This is a genomic window from Caulobacter sp. 602-2, from assembly GCF_011043625.1.
Taxonomy (GTDB): domain Bacteria; phylum Pseudomonadota; class Alphaproteobacteria; order Caulobacterales; family Caulobacteraceae; genus Caulobacter.
In genome coordinates, this window is the sequence record NZ_JAAKGT010000015.1 from 80,318 (window position 1) to 89,748 (window position 9,431).

10 protein-coding genes are annotated in these 9,431 nt (G+C 68.0%); 2 read left to right on the top strand and 8 right to left on the bottom strand.

Going from position 1 to position 9,431, the window contains the following annotated elements:
* The first annotated feature begins 25 nt into the window (after positions 1-25).
* Positions 26-763, top strand: coding sequence for a SprT family zinc-dependent metalloprotease (locus tag G5B46_RS22040; RefSeq protein WP_165262487.1), 738 nt, complete (start codon positions 26-28; stop codon positions 761-763).
* Between the two features lie 157 nt (positions 764-920).
* On the opposite strand, the gene G5B46_RS22045 is transcribed toward G5B46_RS22040, so the two are convergent.
* Complete coding sequence (locus tag G5B46_RS22045) at positions 921-1,403, bottom strand: peroxiredoxin (RefSeq protein ID WP_165262489.1); 483 nt, start codon at positions 1,401-1,403, stop codon at positions 921-923.
* A gap of 108 nt (positions 1,404-1,511) precedes the next feature.
* Here G5B46_RS22045 and G5B46_RS22050 point away from each other — a divergent pair, with 108 nt between their 5' ends.
* Positions 1,512-2,108: a YqgE/AlgH family protein gene (locus tag G5B46_RS22050; RefSeq protein ID WP_116489089.1), complete on the top strand. Its 597-nt coding sequence runs from the start codon at positions 1,512-1,514 to the stop codon at positions 2,106-2,108.
* Between the two features lie 208 nt (positions 2,109-2,316).
* On the opposite strand, the gene pnp is transcribed toward G5B46_RS22050, so the two are convergent.
* The 7 genes from pnp to G5B46_RS22085 form a co-directional block, all read right to left on the bottom strand.
* Positions 2,317-4,467, bottom strand: coding sequence for a polyribonucleotide nucleotidyltransferase (gene pnp, locus G5B46_RS22055; protein ID WP_165262491.1), 2,151 nt, complete (start codon positions 4,465-4,467; stop codon positions 2,317-2,319).
* A gap of 250 nt (positions 4,468-4,717) precedes the next feature.
* A complete protein-coding gene (gene rpsO / locus G5B46_RS22060) occupies positions 4,718-4,987 on the bottom strand; it encodes a 30S ribosomal protein S15 (RefSeq protein WP_058348691.1) in 270 nt (89 codons plus the stop codon).
* A 14-nt stretch (positions 4,988-5,001) separates the two neighbouring features.
* Entirely contained in the window at positions 5,002-5,934 is a 933-nt protein-coding gene (truB, locus tag G5B46_RS22065; protein WP_165262493.1) for a tRNA pseudouridine(55) synthase TruB, read from the bottom strand.
* A 3-nt stretch (positions 5,935-5,937) separates the two neighbouring features.
* On the bottom strand, positions 5,938-6,402 hold the full coding sequence (rbfA, locus tag G5B46_RS22070) for a 30S ribosome-binding factor RbfA (RefSeq protein WP_165262495.1): 465 nt from the start codon (positions 6,400-6,402) through the stop codon (positions 5,938-5,940).
* Between the two features lie 83 nt (positions 6,403-6,485).
* Entirely contained in the window at positions 6,486-7,445 is a 960-nt protein-coding gene (locus G5B46_RS22075; RefSeq protein WP_165262497.1) for a dienelactone hydrolase family protein, read from the bottom strand.
* A 21-nt stretch (positions 7,446-7,466) separates the two neighbouring features.
* Positions 7,467-8,852 carry a serine hydrolase domain-containing protein gene (locus G5B46_RS22080; RefSeq protein WP_165262499.1) on the bottom strand — a complete coding sequence of 462 codons (1,386 nt, stop codon included), beginning with the start codon at positions 8,850-8,852 and terminating at the stop codon, positions 7,467-7,469.
* Between the two features lie 62 nt (positions 8,853-8,914).
* On the bottom strand, positions 8,915-9,373 hold the full coding sequence (locus tag G5B46_RS22085) for a MaoC family dehydratase (protein WP_165262501.1): 459 nt from the start codon (positions 9,371-9,373) through the stop codon (positions 8,915-8,917).
* Positions 9,374-9,431 lie beyond the last annotated feature (58 nt).

The window sequence follows — 9,431 nt, forward strand, 5'->3', positions numbered from 1 at the left end:
CGCGAGCGGCGCGATCTAGGGAGCGATGAACCTCTTCCGCCCGCAGCCGAAAGCCGCCCCCCGACGCTTCGCCGACGGCGACCGGCTGGAGATCGAGCGCTGCGCCGTGCGGCTGAAGGTGGACGGCCGCGCGCGGCGGGTTTCGCTGCGGGTCGATCGGGCCAAGTCCGAGATCGTCGCCATCGCCCCCAACCAGCGCCGGCTGACCGAGGCCGTGGCCTTCGCCCACGAGAAGGCCGGCTGGATGAGCTTGCAGCTGGCCGCCCTGCCCGGCCGCCAGGTGATCGAGCCTGGCGGCGTGCTGAAGATCTGGGGCAAGGCCTATCGACTGGAGATCGGCCCCGGACGGGCGCGGATGACCGAGGACGCCCTGATCGCGCCCGACGACGCCAACTGGTCCTTGAAGATCCTGCGGCTGGTCAAGCACCAGGCGCTCGAGATCCTGACCGAACGGACCGCCCATCACGCAGGCCGGCTGGGACGGCCGATGCCGTCGGTGGCGGTGGCCGATCCCAAGGCGCGCTGGGGTTCGTGCCGGCCGGCCCGCCCCGGCGCGCCGGCGGCGATCCGCTACAGCTGGCGGCTGGTGCTGGCGCCGGCGGCGGTGGCCGACTACGTCGTCGCCCACGAATGTGCGCACCTGGTCGAGGCCAATCACGGGCCGCGGTTCTGGGCGCTGTGCGAGACCCTGATCGGCGATCCCGCGCCGCACCGCGCCTGGCTGCGGAGCCACGCCGCCGAGTTGCACGCGATCTCGGCTTAGGCCCCTCTCCTCCCCCCCCCAACGAAAAATCCCCGCGAAGGCGGGGACCCAAGCTGACTCCAGGGATGCGGCCCGGCGTGTGACCGGCTCACATCATCAGCTTGGATCCCCGCCTACGCGGGGATGCTCGGAACAGAAGCTCCGGGCCAGGACAGCCTTACAGCTGGCCCAGCATGTAGTCGGCCGACGAGACCTTGAATTCGCCGGCTTCCTCGACGTTCAGCGTCGTGACGACGCCGTCCTTGGCGATCAGCGAGTAGCGCTGCGAGCGCGTGCCCATGCCGAACTTGCTGCCGTCGAAGTCCAGGCCGATGGCGCTGGTGAACGCGCCGTTGCCGTCGGCCAGCAGCACCACCTCGTCGGAGATGCCCTGGTCGGCGCCCCAGGCCTTCATCACGAAGACGTCGTTGACCGAGACGCAGGCGATCGTGTCGACGCCCTTGGCCTTCAGTTCGGCGGCCTTCTCCTTGAAGCCCGGCAGGTGCTTGGCCGAGCAGGTCGGGGTGAACGCGCCGGGGACGGCGAAGAGGGCGACGGTCTTGCCCTTGAAGAGTTCGTCGGAGGTGACCGGAGCGGGGCCTTCGGCCGTGCTGGTCATGAACGTGGCCGCCGGAAGCGTGTCGCCAACCTTGATCGCCATGGTGTGATCCTGTGCTGAAAGGGCCGTCCGGAGATAAAGCGTCCGGATCGGTTCGCCAATAACGTGGTTTGACTTGAAACCGACGCGTTGTGTGCCGATCCTCAACAGATGGACGCTCCCGAGACCGCTCCCCTCGACGGCGAGGGCCAATTCCTCACCGGCCGGCTCCTGGTGGCCATGCCGGGCATCGAAGACCCGCGCTTCGAGCGCGCCGTGGTCTATCTGTGCTCCCACGACGACGAACAGGCCATGGGCCTGGCGGTCAATCGCCCGGTCGAGGGCCTGACGGTCTACGAACTTCTCGACAAGCTGGGCGTCGAGCCCGAGGTGCGCGCGCCCAGCGACCTGGTCATGCTGGGCGGGCCGGTCGAGCGCGAGCGCGGCTTCGTGCTGCACACCGACGACTACGTCTCGCCGGATTCCACCTCGCCGGTCGCCGACGGCCTGGCCCTGACCGTGACCCGCGACGCGCTGGACGCCCTGGGCAGCCGCATACACCGACCGCGCCGCGCGATCCTGGCGCTGGGCTATTCCGGCTGGGGCCCCGGCCAGCTGGAACAGGAACTGCGCGACAACGTCTGGCTCATCTGCGACGCCGACGAGGCGCTGCTGTTCGGCGACGACCACGAAAGCAAGTGGACCCGGGCGCTGGCCAAGATCGGCATCACCGCCGACCACCTTTCGGCCCAGGCCGGACGGGCTTAAAGACCCTCTCCCTGAAGGGGGAGGTGGCCCGGAGGGCCGGAGGGGGTGGAAACTCGGCGCCCCATCCGCTCCACAACGACCACGCAGACTTCCCCCACCGTCGGCTTCGCCGACACCTCCCCCTTCAGGGGGAGGGTCTTCAAACGCAAAACGGGCGGCCCCCTTCGGAGCCGCCCGCTGCATTTTCAGGTCGCCCTGAAAGCCGTCATCAGGTGTTGACGGCTTCCTCCGGGGTCACTTCGGCCTTCTTCGACAGGTCTTCGCCCGTCGTCTGGTCGACGACCTTCATCGACAGCTTGGTCTTGCCGCGGTCGTCGAAGCCCAGGAGCTTCACCTTGACCATCTGGCCTTCCTTCAGCACGTCCGACGGCTTGGCGACGCGTTCGTTGCTGATCTGGCTGACGTGGACGAGGCCGTCCTTGGCGCCGAAGAAGTTCACGAAGGCGCCGAAATCGACGACCTTGACGACCTTGCCGTCGTAGATCGCGCCGACTTCAGCTTCCTGCGTGATCGACTTGATCCAGTCGATCGCGGCCTTGATCTTGGCGCCGTCCGAGGCCGAGACCTTCACGGTGCCTTCGTCGTTGATGTCGACCTTGGCGCCGGTGGTGGCGACGATCTCGCGGATCACCTTGCCGCCGGTGCCGATCACTTCACGGATCTTGTCGGTCGGGATGGTGATGGTCTCGATCTTCGGAGCGAACTCGCCGACGTCTTCACGCGGCGCTTCCATGGCCTTGTTCATCTCGCCGAGGATGTGCGCGCGGCCTTCCTTGGCTTGAGCCAGGGCCTGCTCCATGATCGCGGGCGTGATGCCGGCGATCTTGATGTCCATCTGCAGCGAGGTCAGGCCTTCGCTGGTGCCGGCCACCTTGAAGTCCATGTCGCCCAGGTGATCTTCGTCGCCGAGGATGTCGGACAGAACGGCGAAGCCGTCCTTTTCGAGGATCAGACCCATGGCGATGCCCGACACCGGACGGACCAGCGGAACGCCGGCGTCCATCATGGCCAGCGACGAACCGCAGACCGTGGCCATCGAGGACGAGCCGTTCGACTCGGTGATCTCGGAGACCAGACGGATGGTGTAGGGGAAATCTTCCTTGGCCGGCAGCATCGGGCGCAGGGCGCGCCAGGCCAGCTTGCCGTGGCCGATTTCGCGGCGGCCCGGCGAGCCCATGCGGCCCGTCTCACCCACCGAGTAGGGGGGGAAGTTGTAGTGCAGCAGGAAGGATTCCTTGTAGGTGCCTTCCAGGGCGTCGATGAACTGCTCGTCGTCGCCGGTGCCCAGGGTGGCGACCACGATCGCCTGGGTCTCGCCGCGGGTGAACAGGGCCGAACCGTGGGTGCGCGGCAGGATGCCGACTTCGCCCAGGATCGGACGGACGGTCTTCACGTCGCGGCCGTCGATGCGCAGGCCGGTGTCCAGGATGCCGCGACGAACGACGTCGGCTTCCAGTTCCTTGAAGATCGCGCCGAGCTTCAGCGGATCATAGCCTTCCGGCTTTTCGTCCGACTTGCCGAGGGCCGCGACGGCCTTCTTCTTGGCGGCGCCGATCGCTTCGTAGCGGTCTTGCTTCTTGGTGATCTTGTAGCCGGCGGCGATGTCTTCGCCGACGATGGCCTTCATCTCGGCCTTGATCGCGTCGGTGTCTTCCGGCTCGAACGCGAAGGGCTCCTTGGCGGCGTGCTCGGCCAGGTCGATGATGCCGTCGATGACGGTCTGCATCTGCTGGTGGGCGAAGTTGACGCCGCCCAGGACGATCTCTTCCGAGAGTTCCTTGATTTCGCTTTCGACCATCATCACGGCGTCGGCGGTGCCGGCCACGACCAGGTCCATCGCGCTTTCCTTCAGCTCGTCGAGCGTCGGGTTCAGCACGTACTCACCGTTCACCCAGCCGACGCGGGCCGCGCCGATCGGGCCCATGAACGGGGCGCCCGACAGGGTCAGGGCGGCCGAGGCGGCGACCATGCCCAGGATGTCGGGATCGTTCTCGAGGTCGTGCTGCAGCACGGTGACGACGACCTGGACTTCGTTCTTGAAGCCCTTGACGAACAGCGGACGGATCGGACGGTCGATCAGGCGGGAGACCAGGGTCTCCTTTTCCGACGGACGACCTTCACGCTTGAAGTAGCCGCCGGGGATCTTGCCGGCCGCGAAGGTCTTTTCCTGATAGTTGACCGTCAGCGGGAAGAAATCTTGGCCCGGCTTCTGGGTCTTGGCGAACACGGCGGTGGCCAGGACGACGGTTTCGCCCATGGTGGCCAGAACGGCGCCGTCGGCTTGACGGGCGATGCGACCGGTTTCGAGGACCAGCGTCTTGCCGCCCCACTCGATCGTCTTGCGCTTGATATCGAACATTTATCTTCTTTCGGTTCCCGCGGGCGGATTCCCGTCGGGCGTGGACAGGGGCGGACGGCCAATGGAGCCGGCCCGATGATCCTCATCCTAATGCGACAGGCGGGGGTTTGAGGACGTGAACCCTCGCACGTACTGGGCGCCGCCCCGTCAGGAGCGATACCCTTGGATCGTCCACCTCGGCCTGTCTCGAGATGGCTGATCCCAAATAGCGTTCCGCCGCCTTACCGGGGTAAGGCGGCGGAAATGCGCCTTAGCGGCGCAGACCCAGCTTCTCGATGAGAGCCGCGTAACGGCCTTCGTCGGACTTCTTCAGGTGGTCGAGGAGACGGCGACGCTGGGAAACCAGCTTCAGCAGGCCACGACGGCTGTGGTTGTCCTTCTTGTGGGTCTTGAAGTGCTCGGTCAGGTTCGAGATGCGCTCCGAGAGGATCGCGACCTGGACTTCAGCGCTGCCGGTGTCACCCTCGGTGCGGGCGTGCTCGGCGATAAGAGCGCTCTTGCGCTCGGCAGTGATCGACATCGGGTTGTCTCCGCTCAGGTGAGTTGGAAGACCCGCACCGGATTGAGCTTTCCGGCGCGCATCTCGCACAAGGCGACCAAGCGTTCTCCGGACATGGCGGAAACGGTGCGATCGCCGGGCGTAAGCTCGGCTTTCAGCGTTTCCACCTGCCTGGGTAGCAGAACGATGGCGCGTCCTTGCGCAAGCCGGAAGGCGTCTTCGTCGGTCACGGCCAACGCCGGGATGTCGTCCAGCGCGGTCTCGACCGGAAGCAATGCCTCCGACAGACGGGCCTCATAGCTCAAATTCTCCAGAGTTTCCAGGCTTATCGCCGTTTCCTCCGAGAACTGGCCCACCCGCGTTCGGCGAAGCTGGCTGACATGTCCACAGGCGCCGAGCGCGGCCGCCAGATCCCGGACCACGGCGCGCACATAGGTGCCCTTGCCGCATTCCATCTCCAGCTCCACGTGGTCGACATCGGGAACCGACAGCACGCGCAGGGCGTGGATCGTCACCTTGCGGGTCTGAAGCTCGAACTCCACCCCGTCGCGGGCCAGGTCATAGGCCCGCTCGCCGTCGACCTTGATGGCCGAGAAGTTCGGCGGAACCTGGTCGACCTCGCCGACGAAGGCGGGAAGAGCGGCCTCGATCGCCGCCAGGACCGGGCGCACGTCCGACGACGCGGTCGTCTCGCCCTCGCGATCCAGCGTGGTCGTGTTGCGGCCCCACTCGATGGTGAAGCGATAGGCCTTGTCGGCGTCCATCAGGAACGGGACGGTCTTGGTCGCCTCGCCCAGGGCCAGCGGCAGGATCCCCGTCGCCAGCGGATCCAGCGTGCCGGCGTGGCCCGCCTTCTGGGCGTTGAACGCCCGGCGTACGCGGGAGACGGCGCTGGTCGAGGTCAGGTCGTAGGGCTTGTCCAGGCACACCCAGCCGGAGACGGCGTCGCCCTTCTTGCGGCGGCCCATGGATCAGTCCTCGTCTTCTTCGTCGAGCACGTCCGAGAGACGGCGCTCGGTGTCCTGGCGCACGCGCGGATCGAGGAACAGCTTGTCCATGTAGGCGGCCGTGCCGAAGCTCTCGTCGTGCAGGAACTTCAGGTCGGGCGTGAACTTCATGTCGATCGAGCGGCCGAGGCGCCCGCGCAGGAACTTCGAGACCCGGTTCAGGCCCTTGATGATCTCGTCGACGTTCTGGGCCACGCCCTGGTCGACCAGGCCCGCGCCCAGCGGTTCGACGAAGCAGACGGCGTGCCGCAGGTCGGGGCTCATGCGCACTTCGGAGACGGTGATGGTGACGCCGGCCAGGGCCTCGTCCTGCAGCTCCTCCTCGCGGAGGATGTCGACGAGGGCGTGGCGGATCAGTTCGCCGGCGCGGAGCTGGCGTTGCGACGGACCCACCGGGCCCGTCTTGGACTTGTCGGAATGGCGCTTCATGGCGCGGATAGCCTTTGCAGCCCGGCCGGCGGATCGAACGCCGGTAGCGCGGGGGAAAATCGAAGGCGCGGTGTCTAGGCGCGTTAGGGCCGGAAGTCCAGCCCGCGGGCCAGGCCCGGCGAGAGTCCGGCGAACTCCGAGACATCCGGATGGGTCAGGCCCGGGCCCCGACGGCGCCCGCCGGTGATCTGGCCGGCCGCCTGCGCGGCGGCGGGCTGCGACGTGCAGGCCGAAGCGGCCTCGGCCAGCGCCCAGGGCTGTCCGCTCGTCCGCGCCTTGAAGAAGTCGATGACCCGACGCGCGACCCTCATGCCTTCGCCGTCGGGCCGATCGCGGTCGAGATGGACGGTCAGCACCGAATGGGGATCGGGCAGGCCGGGCTTCTGCGGCGCGTCGGCGTCCTCCAGGCTGATCAGTTCGGCGCGGGGGCCGAACTCGTTCTTCAGGCGGCGAAAGCGCGCGCAGGGCACCAGCCGGTCGGACTTGTAGCGCAGGGCGATCAGCGAAAGGTCCTCGTTCTTGAAACGCTCGCGGGCGTGGTCGAGCTCCTGCTCCGAGCAATCCAGGCCGCTCTTGCCGAAGAATGGCAGGGACGGCTCGGCCAGCACCGGGGCCACCACGGCCGGCTCGGTCATCATCGCCAGCGCGAAGCCGCCGGTGAAGCACATGCCCACCGCGCCGACGCCCTTGCCGCCGCATTCGGCGTGGACCTGCCGCGCCAGCGCCTTCAGCCAGTCGACGATCGGGCTGGACTGCCCACCGCGCCATATCGTGAACTCGTGGTTGACGCAGGCCAGCCGAAAGGTGGTGGCGTTGACATAGCCCTTGGTCACCGCCCGCCCGGGTTCGCCGAACAGGCTGGGGCAGAAGACGGTCATGCCGGCGGCGGCGACGTCGCGGGCGAACTCGAGCACCGTCGGATGCAGGCCCGGGATCTCGTGGATGACGATCACCGCCGGACCCGACCCCATCCGCCAGACCGGCCGGGCCCAGGGGCCGTGCTTGAACTCGAACTTGGAAAAGCCCTCGAACACGTCGTCCATACGCCCCTCCCCCCGTCAGGATCAGCCCGCCTTGGGTCCGATCAGGAACTGTTCGACCTTGCCGTCCGGCGTCAGCCGCATCGACACCGACAGGGTCCGCGCGCCGAAGGCCGCATCGAAACCATGCCAGGTCATGCCCCCGCGCACTTGGACGCCCTGGCCCTCGAGCATGCGCAAGGGTCCAAGCGGCGACAAGCTGGCCTTGAAGTCGGCCTGGCGCGCCGGCGTGAACCAGGCCTTGCCATTGGCGGTCAGCAGGGCCGGGTCCAGGCGCCCCGCCTGGAACTGGGCCACCAGGGTGCGCGCCGTCGCCGCCGGCCCCGTCGAGGGCCGCAGCAGGAAGGCGATGCGTTGCGAGATTGCGGTCTGCGGCTCGCCGAAGTCGGCGTTCGCGATCACGGTAAGCGCCCGCTTTTCACTCGGCCAGACGGTGTTGCTGGTCAGGACGCCCGACAGCATGCCCCCGTGACTGACGCTCGTGACCCCGTCGCGCACGCGCACCGAAACGCCCAGACCGTAGCCGGCCGGCGCTCCGCTCGACAGCTCGACCGAGGTGGTCATCGCCTCCCACGAGGCGGGCTTCAAAAGCTCGCGGCGGATCATCGCCCGGTTCCAGCGCGCCAGGTCCGACGGCGACATCGCCAGTTCGGCCGCGCCGAACAGCCAGCCGGGGCCTTCCTTGTCGGCCAGGACCACGGGCCCCAGGCCATAGCGGGTGTAGTGGCCGGCGTCCGGCGCCGACAGGGCCTTGCTGTCATCCTCGGTGACGCCGGTCATGCCCAGCGGATCGAAGATCCGCCGCTTGAGGAAGGAGAACAGGGGCTCGCCCGAGACCTTCTCGACCACCAGGCCGGCGATGACGAAGCCGGTGTTGGAGTAACGCCACTGCTCTCCGGGCGGGTAGTCGAGCGGGATCCTGGCCCAGCCGTCGAGGATCTTCTGCTGGGTGATCGGCGCGCGCATGGCCTCGAACACGAAGTCCTGGGGCCAGTAGTCGCGATAGCCGGCCGTGTGCGACAGCACCTGGCGCAGGGTGATCCGATCACCCTCCGTCAGGCCGGGCACGTACTTGCCGACCGGGTCGTCCAGCGAGACCTTGCCGTCCTCGACCAGCAGCAGGATCGCCGCGGCGGTGAACTGCTTGCTGACCGAGGCGATCCCATAGCGGGTGGAGGTCGCCGCCGGAACCGCCGGCGACAGCCGCGCCAGCCCGTAGGCCTGGGCGTAGACCGTCTCGCCGTCCTCGACGACGGCCACCGAGGCCGAGGGAGCCCCGGTGGCGGCCAGCACCTCGCGGGCGATGGCGTCGACCTCGCGGGCCTCGTCGGGCGCCAGCGGGCCGGCCGACGCGGCGTTCGCCAGGGCCAGGGCCATGAGGCCGCCCGCCAGAACCGTCCGTCGCCGCATCGAAGATCCCCCGCCCGTCAGATCCGCAGACTGAGGGCGAGCCGGGCGGCAGGCAAGACGCCTTAGAGGGTCACGCCCGCATGGGCCGGCATCTGGATCAGGTTGAAGAAGGTCAGCACCGGCTCGGCGTGCTGGTTGGTCACCCGGGTGAAGGTGCGGATGGTCCCGCGATCGGGCTTGGAGCGCGAGCGGGTCACCTCGACGATCTGCCGATGGACGGTCAGGGCGTCGCCCGGGCGCACGGGCTTGAGCCAGGTCAGTTCGTCGATGCGGATGCCCAGCATCGGGGTCGCGCCGAACGGAGCGGTGTCGACATATTCGCGCATCACCCGCGAGGCCACGTGCCAGCCGCTGGCGATGATCCCGCCGAAGCGCCCGGCCGCGGCGGCGTCGATATCGACGTGCATGGGCTGGGGATCATAGGCGCGGGCGAAGTCGAGGATCTCGGCCTGCGACAGCACGAACGGCTGGCCGGTCCAGGTCTCGCCGACGCTCAGGTCGTCCAGGTAGCGGTCGGTCATGGGCGGATCCCGAAACGACAAAAGGCCCCCGCGGAAGCGAGGGCCATTTGTAGGAATT

Excerpts from the sequence above, each read along its gene's own strand:
- rbfA (WP_165262495.1), bottom strand. The coding sequence starts at position 6,402 with ATGAAGCGCCATTCCGACAAGTCCAAGACGGGCCCGGTGGGTCCGTCG.
- G5B46_RS22045 (WP_165262489.1), bottom strand. The coding sequence starts at position 1,403 with ATGGCGATCAAGGTTGGCGACACGCTTCCGGCGGCCACGTTCATGACC.
- G5B46_RS22075 (WP_165262497.1), bottom strand. The coding sequence starts at position 7,445 with ATGGACGACGTGTTCGAGGGCTTTTCCAAGTTCGAGTTCAAGCACGGC.
- pnp (WP_165262491.1), bottom strand. The coding sequence starts at position 4,467 with ATGTTCGATATCAAGCGCAAGACGATCGAGTGGGGCGGCAAGACGCTG.
- G5B46_RS22050 (WP_116489089.1), top strand. The coding sequence starts at position 1,512 with ATGGACGCTCCCGAGACCGCTCCCCTCGACGGCGAGGGCCAATTCCTC.
- G5B46_RS22085 (WP_165262501.1), bottom strand. The coding sequence starts at position 9,373 with ATGACCGACCGCTACCTGGACGACCTGAGCGTCGGCGAGACCTGGACC.
- truB (WP_165262493.1), bottom strand. The coding sequence starts at position 5,934 with ATGGGCCGCCGCAAGAAGGGCGACGCCGTCTCCGGCTGGGTGTGCCTG.
- rpsO (WP_058348691.1), bottom strand. The coding sequence starts at position 4,987 with ATGTCGATCACTGCCGAGCGCAAGAGCGCTCTTATCGCCGAGCACGCC.
- G5B46_RS22040 (WP_165262487.1), top strand. The coding sequence starts at position 26 with ATGAACCTCTTCCGCCCGCAGCCGAAAGCCGCCCCCCGACGCTTCGCC.
- G5B46_RS22080 (WP_165262499.1), bottom strand. The coding sequence starts at position 8,852 with ATGCGGCGACGGACGGTTCTGGCGGGCGGCCTCATGGCCCTGGCCCTG.